Raw genomic sequence first — 251 nt, 5'->3', positions numbered from 1 at the left:
GTCTCGCCCCAGCGGCGCCAGCGCATGGCGCAGCAGGTTCATGCCGCTGTTGGAGTCGCGGTCGTTGAGCGCCAGGCGGGTATTGCGGAAGTCGCCGAGGCGCTGGCGCGCCTGTCCTTCGGCGGCGACGAACAGACTGCAATGCTCGCCGGGAGCGCAATCGGGCAAGTCGTAGCTGGGCACCGCGAGCACCGCCACCTGGCCGCGCAACTGGGTCATCAGCGGATAGCCGCAGGTCTGCGCGAACAGCA

1 pseudogene is annotated in these 251 nt (G+C 69.3%); it reads right to left on the bottom strand.

The features are described from left to right. Positions 1 to 251: pseudogene (locus M2D63_RS25930) on the bottom strand (phosphate ABC transporter substrate-binding protein); the annotation flags it as partial.

Origin of the sequence: Pseudomonas sp. BJa5, assembly GCF_030272875.2 — a bacterium.
GTDB lineage: Bacteria > Pseudomonadota > Gammaproteobacteria > Pseudomonadales > Pseudomonadaceae > Aquipseudomonas.
Note: the sequence above shows the minus strand (reverse complement) of the source record. Positions and strands in the feature narration are given on the sequence as shown.